We start from the raw sequence: 18,976 nt of genomic DNA, 5'->3' as shown, positions 1-18,976 counted from the left end.
TTGTTTCAGAATCTCATCATTACCATATTGGTTTCAAATCATTATGCGAACCTGAATCAAGTTCAGAATGACGAGGTTCACAAACCAATTTCAACTATTATTTAGAAAAAATAATTATGGATATTTTATCACTTTTTGTCACCGTTCCTGTGTTAACAATTATAGCCTTGGTTTTTACCAAAGGTTTAAAACAGGCACGTGTTGTTTCAATGGTTGGAAGTTTAATTCAACTTGTAATGGCTATAAATTTAGTTTTTGCTTACTTCAAAGAAAGAGCATTGAACAACAGTATTATGGTGTTTACCAAAGATGTTGTTTGGTTCAAACAATTCAATATACATTACGCTATTGGTGTTGATGGAATTTCGGTGGCTTTACTTTTATTAACAGCAATTGTTGTGTTGGCAGGAGTTTTTATTTCTTGGAAAATGGCCGTTTTACCTAAAGAATTTTTTATTTCACTCTTAATTTTGGCAACAGGAGTTTATGGGTTTTTTATTTCTATTGATTTGTTTACCATGTTTGTATTTTATGAAATAGCCGTAATACCAATGTACTTATTAATTGGTATTTGGGGAAGCGGTCCAAAAGAATATTCAGCAATGAAATTAACGTTGATGCTTATGGGAGCATCAGCCGTTTTACTAGTTGGAGTTTTAGGAATTTATTTCAATTCAAATGCTGATGGAGGTGCTTTAACTTTTAACATTTTAGAAATAGCACAAGTAAACATTCCTTTTGAAGCACAAAAATTATTTTTCCCTTTAACTTTTGTGGGCTTTGCAGTGCTGGGTGCTTTGTTTCCTTTTCATACGTGGTCACCAGATGGTCATGCTTCGGCACCTACAGCAGTATCAATGTTGCACGCAGGTGTATTAATGAAATTAGGAGGTTACGGTGTTTTTAGAATTGCCATGTTTTTATTGCCTGAAGGCGCTATGCATTGGTCTTGGTTCTTTATCATATTAGCAGCAATTGGAGTGGTTTATGGGGCTTTTGGAGCAATCAAACAAACCGATTTAAAATACATAAATGCATATGCTTCTGTTAGTCACTTAGGCTTGGTTTTATTTGCCTTATTAACATTAAATAAAATTGCCTGGAACGGAGCGATCCTTCAATCTTTATCACACGGATTGTTAACCGCTATGTTTTTTGCCTTAATTGGGATGGTTTACGGAAGAACGCATACAAGAGATATTTATAAATTAGGTGGCTTGATGAAAATTTTACCATTTATTGGGGCAATATATGTAATTACTGGGATGGCTTATTTAGGTTTACCTGGCTTTAGTGGTTTTGTGGCAGAGATGAATATTTTTGTTGGTGCTTTTGAAAATCCAAATATGTTCAATAGAATATTAACGATTCTTGTAGTTTCATCAATTGTTGTTACAGCGGTTTATATACTTAGACTTGTTGGTAAAATTATGATGGGACCTTTATCAAATGACGAATTTAAAGATTTGCCAAAAGCAACTTGGTTTGAAAAAACAGGTATTTTACTGTTGCTAATTCCAATTGTTGCTATGGGAGTTGCACCACTTTGGTTAAGTGACATGATTTTTGAAAGTTTAGAGCCGTTTATTCAAGGAGTATTGTAGAGAAAGAAGTTTAACGGTTACTGAGCCTTTCGACTTGCTCAAGATAAACTATAGTTGAAGTGATTTTTATTAAAAACGAAATAAATTAAAAGAATGAATTTTAGTAATTTTTTAATAATGAGACATGAAATTTTACTGTTAGCAATAACATTGTTATTGTTGGTAGGTGAAATTTTTATACCTAAAAACAAAAAAGAAAGTTTGGTTCATTTGGCCATTTTCTTATTTGGAATTCATACCGCTGTTGGGTTTTTACAACTTGATGAAAGCACCCTGTTTGGAGGTTCGTTTAGAACAAACAACCTGATTAATTTCTTTAAAAACATATTGAATGTTGGAGTTTTAATCATATTGTTACAATCTGCAGATTGGTTGCAAGAAAAAATTGTAAATCAAAATAGAGGAACGGAGTTTTTTATATTATTATTCTCGTCGTTATTGGGTATGTACTTTATGATTTCTTCAGGTGATTTCTTAATGTTCTATATTGGGTTAGAATTGTCTACATTGCCTGTTGCTGCTTTAGCTGCTTTTGAAGTGTCTAAAAGAATTTCAAGTGAATCAGGCATCAAATTAATACTTTCGGCAGCATTGGCTTCCGGAGTATCGTTATTTGGTATTTCACTATTGTATGCAACATCAGGATCTATATTTTTTGAAGCTATTATTGAAGTCATTACGGCAAACAACTTAACCATATTAGGATTTATTTTATTCTTTTCTGGATTATCATTTAAAATTTCATTAGTTCCGTTTCATTTTTGGACGGCTGATGTGTATGAAGGCGCTCCAATTAGTGTTGCTTCGTATTTATCAGTTATTTCAAAAGGTGCTGCAGTATTCATTTTAATGATTTTAATGTTTACGATTTTTAAACCATTAATGCATGTTTGGGAAAACATGGTGTATGTTATTGCTTTAGCAACTATGTTTATTGGTAACTTATTTGCGCTTCGACAACAAAATATGAAACGTTTTTTAGCATTTTCATCTATTGCTCAAGCTGGTTTTATTCTATTAGGTTTAATTTCAGGAACGCAATTAGGTGTTGCTACAATTGTGTATTTTGTGCTGATTTATATATTTTCGAACCTTGCTGCTTTTGGAGTTGTACAAGCAATTTCATTAAAAACAGGAAAAGAAAATATGAACGATTATAATGGTTTATACAGAACAAATCCAAACTTAAGTTTGGTAATGCTATTGGCATTATTTTCATTAGCTGGTATTCCACCAGTTGCAGGTTTTTTTGGTAAGTTTTTTTTATTTACTGCAGCTGCAAGTAAAGGATACTATCTACTGGTATTTTTAGCGGTTGTGAACGTAACCATTTCATTGTACTATTATTTATTAGTTATTAGAGCAATGTTCATTAGAAAGAACGAAAATCCTATTCCGTTTTTTAAGAACAAAATTTATATGCGTTTAGGATTAATAATTACGGTTATTGGAATTTTGGTGTTAGGATTATACAGTCCGTTGTACGATTATATTTATGAATTAAGTAGCGTTTTAAATTAAGAATATGGGATTAGCAGGAAAACATACTTTTGGAAGTATTGGAGATACCAGAGTTACGTTTGTTGAAAAAAAGATTGATGAGAACCGTAAAGATTTTCTTCAGAAATTATTAGTGCACAATGGTTTTGAAGTTATCATTCAAGAAGAAAAAAGAAAAACGGAAGAAGAACCTCAATTGTTTACTGTTGCTGTTACAGATATGGTTTTTAACCCTACAATTTGGGTATTTGAACGCAAGCTTAGAACTTTAGACGGTAGAAAAGTAACGCAAGATTACTGGAATCAAAAAACAGAAGATACCAATCCGCATTATTGGAAATTCGCTGATTAAAAAAGGTGCTGCTATACATTATGAATATACCGAAACGTTAAATTTATTCTAGGCTTTAAAACTTTTTTGCTTTTAGGCAAACTATGCAGCCATTTATCCTGCGTTTCACCTTTCATAAGTAGCATACTACCCGTTTCTAAAATTACAGCTACGTTTTTTTGGCTTTCGATATGTTTAAAATAAAATTTTCTTGTAGCACCTAAACTTAATGATGCAATTACAGGGTTTTTCCCCAGTTCTTTTTCATTGTCTTGATGCCAACCCATTCCTTCATTGCCGTTGTGGTATAAATTTAAAAGGCAAGAATTAAATACTTCACCTGTTTTTTCTTCAACTAATTTTTTTAAAGTAATTAATTCTGAAGTCCAAGGTATTGCTTGTTTTATTGAGCTCGAATAGGAGTATTTATAATCAATATCACCAAACCAAGCTACTTTTCTATGGGTAATAATGTGTTTCCCAAAGATGATAAGTTCATCAGGTTCCCAAAAATTTGCAGCTAAAAATGTATTTAAATATTGGTTACATTCATTTCTAGATAAAATCAAGCCATAATTTAAGACTTCACCATCAAAAGGTAACATATTTTGAATGCTATTGGTATTGAATAAATCCATTTTAGACCACTTAAACACGTTTTCAGCCTTGGTTGAAATTACAATGAAGCTAAATACTAAATAATTGTTTTACCAACATAGATTAAAACATTTCCTTTTTCAATTTTGAAGTTTTCTTTAAGAGATGAAATGATATGAATTACCCCACTATTATCTTTTAGAAACATAGGAGAAGCCTGAGGTTCTTCGTAAATTTCATCCATTAATTTTAGGTAGTGCTCATTAGAACTAACAATAACTTCATTAACCAATGGAAAATCACGCACAATTTCACCTAAATTTAAAAAGTCATCTTTATTGGTAAATAAGTTTTCGGCTTGCGTTGTTTTTCCTTCAACCAATTCTTCCGTAGTAATAATTCTAAAAGCTCCTTTTTCACCAAAAATAGGTGCGAATTTTTTAATGGCATATTCGTTTACAGCACCACCACCTGTTAGTGCTAGTAAATAACCAATGTCGTTTAGTTCAATATTTCTTGTAAGTTCATCGGCATAAATATCAGCCTGAATAGCTTCTAAGTCGAGCGATTTTGCTTTTTCAATATGCTTGGCATTATTATCAATTAAAACTACACGGCGACCATTTTTTGTTAAATATTTGGCGATTAATCTTGAAAAATTAGAAGCTCCAATAATCATAATTCCGTCAGAAGATTTTAAAAAAACGCCAACCATTTTTGAAAATAAACGGGCAGTTGTAGCGTTTAATAGTACGGTTCCAAGCACAATCATAAATACCATTGGCGTAATGTATTCAGCGCCTGGTTCGCCTTGCATTTCTAATTTCAGTCCAAATAATGAAGCTATTCCGGCAGCAACAATTCCACGGGGACCAACCCAACTGATAAATAATTTTTCATTGAATTTTAAACTAGACCCAGCTGTACTTAAAAACACACCAACAGGTCTTAGTACAAAAACTACTACTGAAAAAAGTATCAATGTTTCCCATTTATATAGCAGTAATAAATCGTCAACGCTAATATTTGCAGAAAGTAAAATAAATAAAATAGAGATTAAGAGGATGCTTAATGACTCTTTAAAATAGAGAATTTCTTTTAATTCAGCCACTTTCATATTTCCAAGTACCATTCCCATAACAACCACTGCTAATAAACCAGACTCATGCGCAAACAAATCAGCTAAAACAAAAACAAATAAAACACTTGCTAGTGTAATTACGTTTAATAAATAATGCGGAATAATATTAAATCTTAAAGAATAGTAAAGAGCGTAAGCAGCTGTAAAACCTATTGAAAGTCCTATAATTACAATTTTCATAAACTCAAGTAAGGCTTCTTTTGTATAATCGTAACCGTAGCCAACACTTATAAATTCAAAAACTAAAACCGACACCAAAGCACCAATAGGATCTATTAAAATACCTTCCCATTTTAATACTGCAGATACATCTTTTTTTAATGGAATGTTTCTTAAAATTGGTCCAATAACCGTAGGGCCGGTAACAATAATTAATGCTGAAAATAGAAAGGAAATATCCCAACTTAAATTAAAAATATAATGAGCGGCAACTGCACCTCCAAAAAAAGTAACAGCCGAGCCTAAAGTTATTAATTTACCAATAACAGGTCCAACATTAAGCACTTCGTTTTTTTTAAGGGTAAGTCCGCCTTCAAAAAGAATGATACTTATGGCTAAAGAAACAAAGTTAAATAAACGTTCTCCAGGAAATAATCCTTCTTCTCCATTCCAAACAGGTTGTATCCACTGAGTACCATCTTTAGTAATAAACGTTGAAATTGGACCAACAAGTAACCCAATTAAAATCAATGGTAAAATAGCAGGAATTTTAAATTTCCAAGCAACCCAATAGGCAATAACTCCTAATATTATAATGGCAGCAAATTCTAACATTTATTTAAAATTTTAAGAGATGGCAATATACTTAATTATTTACCATTGCTAAATAGTTTTTTATTGATAGTGTTTAATTGTGATAATTGTTTGGTTAAATTTAAAAGTGATATGCATAAAAAAAGAGTTACAATTTTGTAACTCTTTTTTTAATTCGTGGTTTTAAACATTTAAACGTTAGATAGTTTGCAGTTTTAACGATAGGTTATAAATTTTATCTCTTTCACCTGGATTTTTTATTGTTTTACCATTTAAATTTTTACGGATATAATCTAAAACTTGTTTGTCTACAGAGTTTACCCTTAATACTACAATTTCTCCTTCAGAACTAAATGTAAATGTAATTTGTACTGCTGATGTATTGTTAAATGTAAATTCGGTATTATCTAATAAATTCTCAATTTGAGATCCAATAGTTGGGTTTTTTAATTCATTTATTGAAATTTCTGATGCAAATAATCCAGTTGTTCCAATAAATAATGTGATAACGAATAATTTTAAGTTTTTCATGATAATAAATTTTGGTTGTTGTTATAAAAATTGCTTGTCCTATTTTTTTCAGAGGTTTATAAACTGTATCTTCTGAAATTTCCCCATTGTGCTCTTTTAGAATTTGAGAAGCTTAATGTGTTTACTTTTGATTTTCTTAAAGTTGTCATAATTTTTAGTTTTTGATTGTTAGTATACTTAAAAGACGGACGGTCAATTATTTTGTTACAGTACTATGCAAAACAAAGTACTCTTTTAACATATCATTAACAAATGGGGTATTTTCTTTTAGAGTAGTTGAATAAGAAAAAGCCCTTATATTTAAAAGCTTTGGGGTTAATATGGGATACTAAAAAACAAAATGAAGTTTTGGTTGTATTTAATTGATAATCTTCTATTTTTGTGATTAAACTGAATAAATTATGAAAAAATATATTAGTATAGCTCTTGTTTTCTTTGTTTCATTTACTGCTATTTCTCAAAATTTGGCGAGTATTTACAAAAAAGTTAACTCTTCAACAGTTGTTATTAAAACTATTAATAATGTTAGCGCAGGTAGTGGTGATAAACAAAAAGTGAATACAGCAGGAGGTCAGGGATCTGGGGTGTTAATTTCAAATGACGGTTTAATTTGGACAGCCTCTCATGTGGTACATTCGGCTGATAAAGTAGCAGTTAAATTTAACGACGGAGATGTGTATGAGGCAGAGGTATTAAGTTCAAACCCTTTAGCCGATGTAGCCTTAATAAAAGTAGTATCAGATTTTAAATTAAAACAAAAGCATGTAGCGGCTATAGGTAATTCTAATGCTGTAATGGTTGGTGAAGATATTTTTGTGATTGGTGCTCCGCTTGGTGTAGAGCAAACATTAACTAAAGGGATTGTTAGTGGAAGAATTTCGCCCGAAGAAATTGGAAATGATTTTGCTGAAGTTGAGTATTTACAAACTGATGCAGCTATTAATCAAGGAAACTCTGGTGGGCCTATGTTTAATATGAAAGGGCAAGTAATAGGAATTGCGAGTTTTATATTATCTCAATCAGGCAGTTCAGCTGGCTTAGGTTTTGGAACTACTTCAAACGTAGCAAAAAAAGTATTAATGGAACAGCCAAACCTTTGGACAGGTATGGAGTTTCTTATTTTAAGTGATGAATTGGCAGATGTGTTTAATTTGCCTCAAGAGGCAGGTTTGTTGGTGTTATCGGTTACTTCAACAGGACTTGGTAATAAAATGGGTTTAAGAGGTGGTTACATAAATGCTGTTATTGAAGGTAAGGAAATTTTAATAGGTGGAGATATAATCTTGGAAGTTGCAGGTATTCGGTTAAATACTCCTGAAGGAATTATGAAACTTCAAAAAAGGATGATTTCTTTTCAAAAAGGAGAAACGTATTTGGTGAAATATTTACGTGCAGGTGAAGTGCGAATGAAAGCAATGCTTCACCAGTAGTAATTTAGATTTGATAAACGTAAAGAAGCTTCATGAATTTATGAAGCTTCTTTACGTTTAAATAGAGTTTATCTTTAAAAACCAAAAAACTCTTGAAAATCATAAAGATTAACAAGAGTTTAGTACTCGAGATGGGACTTGAACCCATACGGACCTTACAGTCCACTGGATTTTAAGTCCAGCGTGTCTACCAATTCCACCACTCGAGCATTGGTATTTTATATATTGTAGAGCGAAAGACGGGATTTGAACCCGCGACCCTCACCTTGGCAAGGTGATGCTCTACCCCTGAGCTACTTTCGCAGTCATATTTTTTTAAGAACGTTGCACTTGATTGCTCAATTGCGAGTGCAAATTTAACACAATTATACAAACTTCAAAGACTTTTTTAAAATAATTTTAAAACTTTTTCTTAATCTCCTTATTTTAAGGTTGTAAATGTGTAATAATAAAATATCTTTGCAGCAATTCAATAAAAATAAATGCAAGTAAATTCAAACGTTGGTCATAAAAAAATGAACTTTTCAGTAGTATTTAGTGATTTTAAGCAACTAACAAAGGTAGGCCTTTCATTAAGTGTGGTATTTTCCTCTTTAGCTGGTTATTTATTAGCCGTTGAAGAAATTCAATATTCCGTTCTTGTAATGTTAGCAATTGGAGGATATTTAATGGTAGGTGCTTCCAATGCATTTAACCAAATTATTGAAAAAGATACTGATGCTTTAATGAAGCGAACGATGAATAGGCCTTTACCAACAGGTAGAATGCATGTTTCAACGGCTTTAGTGGTGGCTGTTTCGTTTACTATTATTGGTTTGGCTATATTGTATAGCATAAATCCTAAAAGTGCTTTATTTGGAGCGATATCTATTTTTTTATACACAAGTGTTTACACGCCATTAAAATCAATAACACCATTATCAGTATTTGTTGGTGCAATTCCAGGAGCCATTCCTTTTATGTTAGGTTGGGTTGCAGCTACTAACGATTTTTCTATAGAACCAGGAATGTTATTTTTAATTCAGTTCTTTTGGCAATTTCCACATTTTTGGGCCATTGCTTGGTTGCAGTACGATGAATATAAAAAAGCAGGTTTTAATTTAATGCCAATGGGGCAAAAAAATAAAAAGGCGGTAGTTCAAATAATTTTTTACACAATTTGTTTAATAATTGTTTCAATAATTCCAGTACTGCAAAAAACAGGAAGTTTTTATATTTATCCAGTAACAGCTGTTATTTTAGTTGCATTAGGAAGTGTAATGTTGTATTATGCGGTAAAATTATACAAACATCAATCAAATAAAGAAGCACGTCAATTAATGTTGTCAAGTGTATTATATATAACTTTGATTCAAATTATTTACGTAATAGACAAATTTTTACATTAAAATGAAACAAACTTTAGAACAAGAATACAAGCAAGCAAAACGTAAATCGGCTAAACCAATGTTATGGGTTTCAATGATAAGTATGACGATGATGTTTGCTGGCCTAACAAGTGCTTATGTGGTGAGTAGAAAAAGAGCAGATTGGGTGTCTTTTGATTTGCCTTCGGCTTTTTATACAAGTACCATTTTAATTGTATTGAGTAGCATTACTTTTATGTTGGCAAAGCGTTTTATTAAAAATAATAATCGCCAACTAACCACTGTTTTCTTAACAATTACGCTAGTTTTAGGGGTAGGCTTTATTTATTTTCAGTTTGAAGGGTTTAATGAAATGTTTAATGCAGGCTATGTTTTTGCAGGGGCAGAAAGCACTGTGAAGTCTTCTTTTATTTACGGAATTACGCTTGCTCATTTGGTACATATATTTGCAGGAATCATCGTGCTTCTTGTGGTGTTATATAACCAATTAACTAATAAATATTCAGCATCAGATTCCTTAGGTTTAGAGCTTGGTGCTATCTTTTGGCATTTTGTTGATATTCTGTGGATTTACTTGTTTTTCTTTTTCTATTTGGTTAGATAATAAAAAAAAATGTATTTTTGGCGCAACTATAACTAAAAAATTCAAATTCAAACTTTATGGATGCAACTATTGCTACTAAATCCAGTGAACAAACTTGGGGTGGAGGGAACAATAAGCCATTAGGTGCAAGTTACGGTAAAATGATGATGTGGTTCTTCATTTTATCTGATGCCCTTACTTTTTCCGGTTTTCTAGGCGCTTACGGCTTAATGCGTTTTAAATTTATCGACTCTTGGCCAATTGCCGACGAAGTATTTACTCACTTTCCATTTATGCATGGTGTTCACGCGCCTATGTATTATGTGGCGTTAATGACCTTTATTTTAATATTTTCTTCAGTAACAATGGTATTAGCTGTTGATGCGGGGCACCAATTAAAAAAAGGAAAAGTAACTTTTTACATGTTTTTAACCATTATTGGAGGTATTATATTCTTAGGCTCACAAGCTTGGGAGTGGAAAAACTTCATTAACGGCTCTTACGGAGCTTTACAATTAAACGACGGTAAAATTATTCAGTTTGTTGATGCTTCAGGTCATCAAGTTGCTTTAGAGAGTTTTGCAAAATCTTCTCATTCAGAAAGAACGCAGCATACAAAAAGTAAAGGTTTATGGTTTGTTGAAGAAGCGGCATTACCGGCATATTCAGTAAACGAAGTAATTGCAGGGTTTGAAGCACATCCTGAAATAACTATTAGAACCGAAAAATTAAATACTGAAACTAAGACAAAAACCATTGTTCCTCGTGAACAAGCAATGTCTTATTTAAATGAGGCAAAAGCAGTAGTTGTTGGAGCGAACTTAAAAGTAAACGAATATGGAAATACGCTATTTGCCGATTTCTTTTTCTTTATCACAGGGTTTCACGGATTTCACGTATTATCAGGAGTTGTTATCAATATTATTATCTTTTTCAATGTAATCATAGGTACTTATGAAAAGCGAAAAAGCTACGAAATGGTAGAAAAAGTTGGATTGTATTGGCACTTTGTAGATTTAGTTTGGGTATTTGTATTCACATTCTTCTACTTAGTTTAATCTTTAAAATATTTTAAAAATGGCAGCACACGCACAAGAACATACATCGCATACAAAGCTAATTTGGAAAGTATTTATCATATTATCTGTAATTACAATTGTTGAAGTTATTTTAGGAATTATAAAGCCTGACTCTCTTCACCTAACAACAATTTTAGGAACAAGCCCATTAAACATTATATTTTTAGTGTTAACATTGGTAAAGGCATATTATATTACATGGTTTTTCATGCATATGGCCGACGAAACCAAGAGTTTAAGAAGATCAGTTGTTTGGACAGCCGTGTTCTTAGTTATTTATTTGGCAACGTTATTATTAATTGAAGGTAGTTACCTAAACGATGTTTTAGGACCTTTGGTAAAATGGAATTACTAAAATAAAAATAAAATAGTATTATTCAAGAAGGTGGTTTTTTAACCACCTTTTTTCTTTTAACTTTGCTGTATGAAAAAATTTTGGGTATTATTTAGTCTATTTATTTTGCCATTGGTATTTTATATTTTCCTTTCAAAAGGAATATACAAATATGCTAATTTGCCAATTTTAACTTCGGAAGTAGTTGATATTCATGAATTAGGAAATTCAACAAGTACTTTTAAAGGACATTTATCGGTAGTTTGTTTCTTAGGAAATGATATTAATACCGCAAAAGGAAGCTTATTTAATTTAAATCAAACGGTTTATAAACGATTTTATCAAAAGCCCTATTTTCAAATGGTTGCTATTTTACCTGAAGGAACTCAAGAACAATATAAAACGGTTATTGAAGAACTTTCAGCATTTACCGATATTAGTAATTGGCAATTTATTTATGCAAATGAAGTTGAAATTAAAACGCTTTTCAATAGCTTTGATACACCTTTTCAGTTAAGTGAATATATGTATTCTGAAAACGCATATATAATTGATATGGAATTGCGTTTAAGAGGTAGAAAAGATGATGACGATACTAAAGGCGGGAAGTTATATGGGTACAATATGAAATCCATAGCTGTGTTAAAAAATAAGATGAAAGATGATATTTCAATTATTTACTATCAGTTAAAAAAATCTGCTGAAAAAGAAGCACGGCAAAAAAGAGAAATATAAAAACATGAAAAAATATTCATATATAGGTGTAGCGTTTATTATTTTAATTTTTGGAATTTACGCCATTCCAAAAATTGTAAATAAATTTAAAACACCAACATTGGTAAAAATAGGTGAAGTACCCAATTTTGAATTTTCAAATCAAGATGGTGAATTAATTTCGAATTCATTTTATAAAGATAAAGTATGGGTGGTAGAATTCTTTTTTACAACCTGCCCTACAATTTGTCCAAAAATGAATGCGAATATGGTGAAGATTCAAAATAAATTTTATGGAAATCTAGATTTTGGATTGGCATCATTCAGCATCAACCCAAAACACGATACTCCTGAAATTTTGAAGGCTTATGCAAAAGCACACGGAGCCACTTTAAAAAATTGGCACTTTTTAACCGGAGATCAAGAAGTTATTTATCAATTAGCAAATACAGGTTTTACCTTGTTTGCAGGTCAAAATAGTGAAGCAGAAGGAGGTTTTGAACATTCAGGAATGTTTGCTTTAATTGATAAAGAAGGAAATATTAGATCACGATTAGATGATTTAGGAAATCCTATCGCTTTTTATGATGGTTTAGATCCAAAAGGTGTAAAAATGATTATTGAAGATATTGCAGTTTTATTAAAAGAATAATGGAAACAAATTCAAAAAAATATAATAAATGGATTGTAATTTTATCAATAGCAATTCCAGTTGTAGTTGCCATTTTATTTGGCGTAAAAGTAGATGTTGAATTGCCTGTTTTTTTACCGCCAATTTATGCAACTATTAATGCAATTACAGCAATTGTTTTAGTAGCTGCTGTTGTAGTTGTAAAAAAAGGAAATATTCAATTGCATGAAAAATTAATGAAAACAGCAATTATATTATCGGTGCTATTTTTAGTATTGTATGTTGCTTATCATATGACTTCCACTTCAACAAAATTTAGAGGTGAAGGTGTTATTATATATTTTTATTACAGTATTTTAATTTCTCATATAATACTTTCCATTGCCGTAATTCCTTTTGTATTAATCACCTTTGTAAGGGGGATCACAAATCAGGTTGAGTTGCATAAAAAAATAGCAAAAATTACATTTCCTTTGTGGTTGTATGTTGCGGTAAGTGGCGTAGTTGTTTATTTAATGATTTCACCTTATTATTAAAATGAAAAAAATAGCCTTCATAGTATTTTTTTTTTATTTGCAAATTGCAAATGCGCAATGTGCTATGTGTAAGGCTGTTGTTGAAAGTGGAAACCCTTCTGAAGCTGAGGGTTTAAACTCTGGAATTTTATATTTAATGATATTTCCTTACCTTTTAGTTGGCACGTTATTGTATTTTATTGTTAAAAACAGAAAGAAAAATAAACTTTAACGTTTCTATAAGAGCGTAAAAGTGTAACAAATAATAACTTTAATCGTCCTATAAAAACATACAGCTAAATTTGAATGGGTTTTATGCGTTCAAATTTTCAGCAACAAATTAATTTTAAAGGAAGTAATTAATCAAACTCAAACTATATAAATGAGAACAAAAATTGTTACTATTTTGGCAGTCGTATTTTTTATGACATTGAATGCTCAAGATAAAAAATGGTCGTTGCAAGAATGTGTAGATTATGCATTAGAAAATAATATTTCAATCAAGCAACAAGAATTAAATACGGAGTTAGTTGGAGAAAATGTTTTAACAGCAAGAGGTAACTTTTATCCATCATTAAATGGTTCAGCTACTCAAAATTGGAATTTTGGTTCTTATATAGGGCAAACAGGTTTACGAATTTCTAGAGACACACGTGGTAATAGTTTTGGGTTAAATTCGGGAGTTAATATTTACAATGGTAATAGAAATAGAAATATTTTAGAACAAGCAAAAAATGATTTAGAAGCAGCAGGGTACGATTTAGAAGAGAATAAAAATACCATTATGCTATTTATTGTTAACTCATATTTAAATGTACTTTTAAATAAAGAAAATTTAAAAATAGCTGAAGATCAAATTGTAATAAGTGAAAATCAGGTTAAAGAAGCACAAGGTTTGGTTGAGTCTGGTTCAAAAGCAAAATCGGTTTTGTTAGAGGCTGAAGCTACATTGGCTACCAATAACCAACAATTGACAACTGCTCAAAACACATTAAATCTTTCCTTATTAAGTTTAGCACAATTATTACAGATGTCGCATAAGGGTTTCGACGTTGAAGATGTTTTATTAAATATGACTTCTGAAGCTTTGAAATATAAGAATACAGATGATATTTTTGAAAAAGCTGTAAGTATTTTACCCGAAATTAAAAGCGCTGAATTAGCACTTGAAAGCTCAGAGTTAGATGTTAAAATAGCAAAAGGTGCTTACCAGCCTACACTTGGTTTTGGAGCAGGATTAGGAACATCTTATCAACACGCAAGAGGAGAATCAGATCAAAGACCAATTATAGATCCTGATGATCCAACAAATATAATTTTTGTTCCAAATGGTTTTGGAGAACAGTTGAAAAATAATATGGGGTACAATTTAGGCTTTTCATTAAGTGTACCTATTTTTAACAGGTTTCAAACAAAATCAAATGTTAATAGAGCTATTATCAATCAAGAAAGAGCAGCGCTACAATTGTTGGATAGAGAATTAAAGCTAAGAGAAAGTATTGAAAAAGCTTATGCTGATGCGAAAGCAGCACTAGATCAGTTTGTTTCATCAGAAATTTCCTTAAAAGCGCAGCAAGAATTGTTTAAAAATGCTCAAGCCAGTTACAATTCAGGTGTTATGACTTCATTCGATTTTGACCAAGTTAGAAATAGATTGGTAAATGCACAGTCAACTATGGTAAATGCCAAATACAATTTTGTTTTTAGAACTAAATTATTAGAGTATTACTACGGAATTCCAATAGTTATGTAATAACCATTTAATAGCAGCTTAAAAAAAACATCCAACTCACAACGTTGGATGTTTTTTTTATAGCAGTCAAATTAAGTATCTTTGCTTTTTTAAAAACTTAAGTATTGGCACTCATATTAAATATAGAAACTGCAACAAAAAATTGTTCGGTTAGTTTAGCTAACGAAGGAAAAACAATAGCTTTAAAAGAGTTAAATGATGGCGCATATTCTCATGCCGAAAAATTACACGAATTTATTGAAGGAGTTGTAAAAGAAGCAGGAGTGGGGTTTTCAGATTTAAAAGCTGTAGCTGTAAGTAAAGGCCCTGGGTCTTATACTGGATTAAGAATTGGTGTTTCGGCAGTAAAAGGGCTTTGTTTCGCGTTAAATATACCAATGATTTCAATTCATACGTTGAAATCTCTTTCACATGCTATTTCAATTACAGATGGCTATATAATTCCGCTCTTGGATGCTAGGAGAATGGAGGTCTATAGCAGTGTTTTTAATGAAAATTATGAGTTTGTAAGAAATGTTCAAGCTGAGATAATTACGGAAGCATCATTTAGTGAATTTCTAAGTGAAAAGAAATGTTACTTTTTAGGTGATGGCGCTGAAAAGTGTAAAGAGCTAATTAAAAGTGAACATGCGGTTTTTTTAGATGATAAATTTCCTTCAGCAAATGAAATGAGTGCATTGTCTTATATAAAATACAAAAAAAGCGACATTGAAGATGTCGCTTATTTTGAACCTTTTTATTTAAAAGATTTTGTAGCTATAAAACCTAAAAAGTAATTATCCTTGCTTTCTGATTTCAACCTGGTGTGGATAAGGAATTTCAATACCAGCCTTATCTAATGCGTATTTTGTAGCTTCAATAGTACCAAAATAGACATCCCAATAATCTGCAGGTGTTGCCCAAGGACGCACTGCAAAATTAACAGAACTATCAGCCAATTCAGAAACCATTACACTAGGTGCAGGATCTGACAATACTTTATCATTAGAAGTTAAAACTTCCATTAAAACTTCTTTTGTTTTTTTAATATCAGCATCGTAGCTAACTCCAAAAGTTAAATCTACACGCAACATACCAAGTTCAGTATAATTTTTAATATTTCCGTTAGAAAGTGTTCCGTTAGGAATAATAAGTAATTTGTTTCCCGGAGAGATCATTTTGGTTACAAAAATTTGAATTTCTTTTACAACTCCAATTTCACCTTGTGCTTCAATTAAATCACCAACTTTAAAAGGTTTAAAAATCATAATTAATGCACCTCCTGCAAAATTAGCAAGAGAACCTTGTAGCGCTAAACCAACAGCCAAACCTGCTGCCCCTAATATGGCAACAAATGAAGTGGTTTCAACACCAACTTGTGAAATGGCGGTAATAAACACTAATATTTTTAAAGCCCAACTCATTAAGTCGCCTAAAAATTGTTGAAGTGTTTCGTCAACACCTCTTTTAGCCATTAATTTTTGAGAAATTTTTACAATTTTTTTAGCTAACCATAATCCAATAATTAAAATGATAATTGCAAGAACTATTTTTAATGCAAAATCCATTAATTTGTATTCATTAATGAAGTCTAAAATTGATTCGGTGTACTCCTGTGTTTCCATAGTTTTATTTAATTAGTAATGTTAGTATGATGCCTATAAATGCTGGAATAAATTGAACATAAAATATTTTTATCTTTTTTGTTGTATATGCTCCATAGATACCCGCAATAGCCACGCAAATTAAAAAGAATAATGCTATTTCCAAAGAATTATTTATTTTGATTAAAGACCAAATTAATCCAGCAGCTAAAAAGCCGTTATATAAGCCTTGGTTTTTGGCCAAAACTTTAGTGATTTTAGCTTCTTCTAAGGTTAATCCAAAAGCTTTTAAACCGCTTGGTTTATCCCAGTAAAATATTTCTAAAATCATAAAATAAATGTGCTCAGTAGCAACCAAGACAACAAAAAATAGTTGAAGATTTTTCATGATTAGAATTCAATTTTTAACTGATCAATGGCTTTCTTTGTGTCTTTTTCAGGGAGTTTACAAGCGCCATCAACACAAATATAAATGTAAGTTTCATCTTTGTTAAATCGACCTTCCATTAATGGAATCGTACTTTTTGAAGTGCTTCCTGCAATTAATTTGTTTGGGATATAGTGTTGATTAATTTCTTTTAATTTTTCAAAAGATTTTTCACCTGAAATTGCTATTTCATAATATGCACCAGTAAAATCGCACATTAGCTGAAGCCAATTTGCATATCCTGACCCGTATTCTTGTGCTCGGTCTTTTATGTTGCCCAACATTTGTTTGCTAACTTTAAGATAATAGTTGTTGGAATAATAGTGACTTAATTTAAACAAATTAGTGGCCATGATTGAGTTGGAAGAAGAAATTACATTGTCTTCAATTTCCATTTTACGGGTAATTAAGTCTGTGTCTTCATCTGATGTAAAATAAAACATTTGCTTTTCTGCATCAAAAAAGTGATCAAAAGTATAATCGGTTAGTTGTTTTGCTGTGTTTAGCCACAACTCATTTAAAGTAGCTTCATATAGGGAAATGTATGCATCAATAACAGTAGCATAATCTTCTAAATAACCGTTAATTGTACTTTTGCCATTTTTATAATTATGATTTAAATTTCCACCTTCTTGTAGTTGTTTGGTGTAAATAAATTTAGCATTTTTAATGGCTGTTTCTAAGAAATGTTGATCATTAAAAACCCTATAAGCATCTATATATCCTTTAAGCATGAGTGCGTTCCAAGAGGTTAACGATTTATCGTCTAATCTTGGTCTATCTTTTTTGTCTCGCTCTTTTAATAATAATTCTTGCCATTTAATTACTTTATTCTGTAATTCAGTTATTGAAATTGCATGTTTATCAGCAATCTCGTTCGTTGGTTTATTTCTGATTAAAACATAGTTTTCATGCTCCCAGTAACCGTAGTGGTTGATGTTGTAGTAGTCCGAAAATAGCTGATAATCATCTTTTAAAAGGGTTTGTAGTTCCAGTGATTTCCAAACATAAAAAGCACCTTCTTCCAAAACTCCTTCTTTAGTGGTACTGTCGGCATCTAATGAAGAATAAAAAGCACCTTCAGTTGTTGTTAATTCACGTTCAATAAATGCTAAAGTTTGATAAACTGTTTTTTTGTAGAGTTCATTTTTAGTTGCTTGGTAAGCGTTAGCGTACAAACTTACCAATTGCCCATTATCATACAGCATTTTTTCAAAATGAGGCACATGCCACTTTATATCTACTGAATAACGTGAAAATCCCCCTCCAATTTGATCGTAAATACCACCATAAGCCATATTTGTAAGTGACGTATTTACATACTCTAAAACTTCAGGATTATTTGCTTGAATTGCATAACGCAACAAAAATTGGTAATTGTTTGGCATTGGGAATTTTGGCGCGCCTCTTTTTCCACCTAAATCCATGTCCATATTTTGAGTCCACTCTTCAACACAACTGTCAATATCTGAAATAGAAAAATCAGTTACTTCACCACTAAAATGCACTAAATCTGATTTTTGAACACCTTCGGTTAGTTTTTCAGCATAAGCAATCATTTCTTCAGGCTTTTCTTCGTACATTTTACTCAACTGCTCTAAGGCATTTATCCAGTTTTCCTTCGGGAAATAGGTGCCGCCCCAAACAGGTCTTCCGTCAGGTAAAGCAATACAATTCAAAGGCCAACCACCTCTGCCTGTCATTAACTGAACAGCATTCATATAAACTTGATCAACATCGGGGCGTTCTTCTCTGTCAACTTTTATATTTATGAAGTTTTGATTCATAACAGCTGCCACTGAATCATTTTCAAAACTTTCATGTTCCATCACATGACACCAGTGGCACGATGAATATCCTATTGAAATTAAAATTAGTTTATTTTCTTTTTTAGCTAATTCTAAAGTTTCATTATTCCACGCTTTCCAATCTACAGGATTATGTGCGTGTTGTAATAAATATGGACTTGTTTCATTAATTAAGCTATTGGTATATTTATGTGTTGTCATTTTTTGATCAGATTTATTTTTGCAACTTATAAAAAAAAGCAGCAAAAAGATTATAATTAGTTGACGCATTATAATTAATTTTTTGCTAAAGATA

Annotated in this window: 20 protein-coding genes and 2 tRNA genes; 14 read left to right on the top strand and 8 right to left on the bottom strand. The window is 31.3% G+C overall.

The features are described 5' to 3' along the window. The first annotated feature begins 116 nt into the window (after positions 1-116). The 3 genes from CHB67_RS10125 (at position 117) to CHB67_RS10115 (ending at position 3,456) form a co-directional block, all read left to right on the top strand. Positions 117-1,604, top strand: a complete 1,488-nt coding sequence (locus CHB67_RS10125; protein WP_089381660.1) for a complex I subunit 4 family protein — start codon at positions 117-119, stop codon at positions 1,602-1,604. Positions 1,605-1,721: 117 nt separating this feature from the next. Beyond that, positions 1,722-3,125 carry an NADH-quinone oxidoreductase subunit N gene (locus tag CHB67_RS10120; RefSeq protein WP_245813509.1) on the top strand — a complete coding sequence of 468 codons (1,404 nt, stop codon included), beginning with the start codon at positions 1,722-1,724 and terminating at the stop codon, positions 3,123-3,125. 4 nt (positions 3,126-3,129) lie between these two features. After that, positions 3,130-3,456, top strand: a complete 327-nt coding sequence (locus CHB67_RS10115; RefSeq protein ID WP_089381658.1) for a hypothetical protein — start codon at positions 3,130-3,132, stop codon at positions 3,454-3,456. A gap of 11 nt (positions 3,457-3,467) precedes the next feature. Here CHB67_RS10115 and CHB67_RS10110 read toward each other — a convergent pair whose 3' ends face one another. From CHB67_RS10110 to CHB67_RS10100, 3 genes are all read right to left on the bottom strand, one after another. Then, positions 3,468-4,073 carry an alpha-ketoglutarate-dependent dioxygenase AlkB family protein gene (locus CHB67_RS10110; RefSeq protein WP_089381657.1) on the bottom strand — a complete coding sequence of 202 codons (606 nt, stop codon included), beginning with the start codon at positions 4,071-4,073 and terminating at the stop codon, positions 3,468-3,470. 56 nt (positions 4,074-4,129) lie between these two features. Next, the gene (locus CHB67_RS10105) at positions 4,130-5,947 is read right to left on the bottom strand and encodes a cation:proton antiporter (RefSeq protein WP_089381656.1); all 1,818 of its coding nucleotides are present in this window, start codon (positions 5,945-5,947) and stop codon (positions 4,130-4,132) included. Positions 5,948-6,124: 177 nt separating this feature from the next. Continuing rightward, positions 6,125-6,457, bottom strand: coding sequence for a hypothetical protein (locus CHB67_RS10100; protein ID WP_089381655.1), 333 nt, complete (start codon positions 6,455-6,457; stop codon positions 6,125-6,127). Between the two features lie 401 nt (positions 6,458-6,858). On the opposite strand from CHB67_RS10100, the gene CHB67_RS10095 reads away from it, so the two are divergent. Then, positions 6,859-7,887 carry a S1C family serine protease gene (locus tag CHB67_RS10095; protein ID WP_089381654.1) on the top strand — a complete coding sequence of 343 codons (1,029 nt, stop codon included), beginning with the start codon at positions 6,859-6,861 and terminating at the stop codon, positions 7,885-7,887. 123 nt (positions 7,888-8,010) lie between these two features. On the opposite strand, the gene CHB67_RS10090 is transcribed toward CHB67_RS10095, so the two are convergent. Next, a tRNA-Leu gene (locus CHB67_RS10090) sits at positions 8,011-8,096 on the bottom strand. Between the two features lie 22 nt (positions 8,097-8,118). After that, positions 8,119-8,190, bottom strand: a tRNA-Gly gene (locus CHB67_RS10085). 212 nt (positions 8,191-8,402) lie between these two features. Between CHB67_RS10085 and cyoE the strand changes: the two genes are divergently transcribed. From cyoE to tsaB, 10 genes are all read left to right on the top strand, one after another. Continuing rightward, entirely contained in the window at positions 8,403-9,275 is an 873-nt protein-coding gene (gene cyoE, locus CHB67_RS10080; RefSeq protein WP_089381757.1) for a heme o synthase, read from the top strand. Between the two features lies 1 nt (position 9,276). Then, positions 9,277-9,858, top strand: a complete 582-nt coding sequence (locus CHB67_RS10075; RefSeq protein ID WP_089381653.1) for a cytochrome c oxidase subunit 3 — start codon at positions 9,277-9,279, stop codon at positions 9,856-9,858. Positions 9,859-9,914: 56 nt separating this feature from the next. Further along, the gene (locus CHB67_RS10070; RefSeq protein ID WP_089381652.1) at positions 9,915-10,895 is read left to right on the top strand and encodes a cytochrome c oxidase subunit 3; all 981 of its coding nucleotides are present in this window, start codon (positions 9,915-9,917) and stop codon (positions 10,893-10,895) included. A gap of 19 nt (positions 10,896-10,914) precedes the next feature. Next, positions 10,915-11,271, top strand: coding sequence for a cytochrome C oxidase subunit IV family protein (locus CHB67_RS10065; RefSeq protein ID WP_089381651.1), 357 nt, complete (start codon positions 10,915-10,917; stop codon positions 11,269-11,271). Between the two features lie 69 nt (positions 11,272-11,340). Continuing rightward, positions 11,341-11,985 carry a hypothetical protein gene (locus CHB67_RS10060; protein WP_089381650.1) on the top strand — a complete coding sequence of 215 codons (645 nt, stop codon included), beginning with the start codon at positions 11,341-11,343 and terminating at the stop codon, positions 11,983-11,985. 4 nt (positions 11,986-11,989) lie between these two features. After that, positions 11,990-12,616 carry an SCO family protein gene (locus CHB67_RS10055; protein ID WP_089381649.1) on the top strand — a complete coding sequence of 209 codons (627 nt, stop codon included), beginning with the start codon at positions 11,990-11,992 and terminating at the stop codon, positions 12,614-12,616. Beyond that, positions 12,616-13,131 carry a DUF420 domain-containing protein gene (locus tag CHB67_RS10050; RefSeq protein ID WP_089381648.1) on the top strand — a complete coding sequence of 172 codons (516 nt, stop codon included), beginning with the start codon at positions 12,616-12,618 and terminating at the stop codon, positions 13,129-13,131. The genes CHB67_RS10055 and CHB67_RS10050 overlap by 1 nt, the downstream gene beginning before the upstream one ends. 1 nt (position 13,132) lies before the next feature. After that, on the top strand, positions 13,133-13,342 hold the full coding sequence (locus CHB67_RS10045; RefSeq protein ID WP_089381647.1) for a hypothetical protein: 210 nt from the start codon (positions 13,133-13,135) through the stop codon (positions 13,340-13,342). A gap of 150 nt (positions 13,343-13,492) precedes the next feature. Then, on the top strand, positions 13,493-14,863 hold the full coding sequence (locus CHB67_RS10040; RefSeq protein WP_089381646.1) for a TolC family protein: 1,371 nt from the start codon (positions 13,493-13,495) through the stop codon (positions 14,861-14,863). 104 nt (positions 14,864-14,967) lie between these two features. Continuing rightward, on the top strand, positions 14,968-15,639 hold the full coding sequence (tsaB, locus tag CHB67_RS10035; protein ID WP_089381645.1) for a tRNA (adenosine(37)-N6)-threonylcarbamoyltransferase complex dimerization subunit type 1 TsaB: 672 nt from the start codon (positions 14,968-14,970) through the stop codon (positions 15,637-15,639). Here the strand turns inward: tsaB and CHB67_RS10030 are convergent, their stop codons facing one another. From CHB67_RS10030 to CHB67_RS10020, 3 genes are read right to left on the bottom strand one after another with little or no spacing between them, the layout of a single operon-like run. Beyond that, on the bottom strand, positions 15,640-16,467 hold the full coding sequence (locus CHB67_RS10030) for a mechanosensitive ion channel family protein (protein WP_089381644.1): 828 nt from the start codon (positions 16,465-16,467) through the stop codon (positions 15,640-15,642). Between the two features lie 4 nt (positions 16,468-16,471). Next, positions 16,472-16,834: a DUF1304 domain-containing protein gene (locus tag CHB67_RS10025; protein WP_089381643.1), complete on the bottom strand. Its 363-nt coding sequence runs from the start codon at positions 16,832-16,834 to the stop codon at positions 16,472-16,474. Between the two features lie 2 nt (positions 16,835-16,836). Further along, a complete protein-coding gene (locus CHB67_RS10020) occupies positions 16,837-18,882 on the bottom strand; it encodes a thioredoxin domain-containing protein (RefSeq protein ID WP_245813507.1) in 2,046 nt (681 codons plus the stop codon). Between the last annotated feature and the right edge of the window lie 94 nt (positions 18,883-18,976).

The organism is Lutibacter agarilyticus (genome assembly GCF_900188235.1).
GTDB lineage: Bacteria > Bacteroidota > Bacteroidia > Flavobacteriales > Flavobacteriaceae > Lutibacter > Lutibacter agarilyticus.
The sequence above is the reverse complement of the archived record's forward strand: the minus strand, read 5'-3'. Positions and strand labels throughout refer to the sequence as shown.

Bases quoted from the DNA above. Each gene is read 5' to 3' on its own strand.
- CHB67_RS10060 (WP_089381650.1), top strand. From the start codon at position 11,341: ATGAAAAAATTTTGGGTATTATTTAGTCTATTTATTTTGCCATTGGTA.
- CHB67_RS10075 (WP_089381653.1), top strand. From the start codon at position 9,277: ATGAAACAAACTTTAGAACAAGAATACAAGCAAGCAAAACGTAAATCG.
- CHB67_RS10055 (WP_089381649.1), top strand. From the start codon at position 11,990: ATGAAAAAATATTCATATATAGGTGTAGCGTTTATTATTTTAATTTTT.
- CHB67_RS10040 (WP_089381646.1), top strand. From the start codon at position 13,493: ATGAGAACAAAAATTGTTACTATTTTGGCAGTCGTATTTTTTATGACA.
- cyoE (WP_089381757.1), top strand. From the start codon at position 8,403: ATGAACTTTTCAGTAGTATTTAGTGATTTTAAGCAACTAACAAAGGTA.
- CHB67_RS10065 (WP_089381651.1), top strand. From the start codon at position 10,915: ATGGCAGCACACGCACAAGAACATACATCGCATACAAAGCTAATTTGG.
- CHB67_RS10120 (WP_245813509.1), top strand. From the start codon at position 1,722: ATGAGACATGAAATTTTACTGTTAGCAATAACATTGTTATTGTTGGTA.
- CHB67_RS10020 (WP_245813507.1), bottom strand. From the start codon at position 18,882: ATGACAACACATAAATATACCAATAGCTTAATTAATGAAACAAGTCCA.
- CHB67_RS10110 (WP_089381657.1), bottom strand. From the start codon at position 4,073: ATGGATTTATTCAATACCAATAGCATTCAAAATATGTTACCTTTTGAT.
- CHB67_RS10070 (WP_089381652.1), top strand. From the start codon at position 9,915: ATGGATGCAACTATTGCTACTAAATCCAGTGAACAAACTTGGGGTGGA.
- CHB67_RS10125 (WP_089381660.1), top strand. From the start codon at position 117: ATGGATATTTTATCACTTTTTGTCACCGTTCCTGTGTTAACAATTATA.
- CHB67_RS10105 (WP_089381656.1), bottom strand. From the start codon at position 5,947: ATGTTAGAATTTGCTGCCATTATAATATTAGGAGTTATTGCCTATTGG.
- CHB67_RS10050 (WP_089381648.1), top strand. From the start codon at position 12,616: ATGGAAACAAATTCAAAAAAATATAATAAATGGATTGTAATTTTATCA.
- CHB67_RS10025 (WP_089381643.1), bottom strand. From the start codon at position 16,834: ATGAAAAATCTTCAACTATTTTTTGTTGTCTTGGTTGCTACTGAGCAC.
- CHB67_RS10045 (WP_089381647.1), top strand. From the start codon at position 13,133: ATGAAAAAAATAGCCTTCATAGTATTTTTTTTTTATTTGCAAATTGCA.
- CHB67_RS10030 (WP_089381644.1), bottom strand. From the start codon at position 16,467: ATGGAAACACAGGAGTACACCGAATCAATTTTAGACTTCATTAATGAA.
- CHB67_RS10115 (WP_089381658.1), top strand. From the start codon at position 3,130: ATGGGATTAGCAGGAAAACATACTTTTGGAAGTATTGGAGATACCAGA.
- CHB67_RS10100 (WP_089381655.1), bottom strand. From the start codon at position 6,457: ATGAAAAACTTAAAATTATTCGTTATCACATTATTTATTGGAACAACT.
- CHB67_RS10095 (WP_089381654.1), top strand. From the start codon at position 6,859: ATGAAAAAATATATTAGTATAGCTCTTGTTTTCTTTGTTTCATTTACT.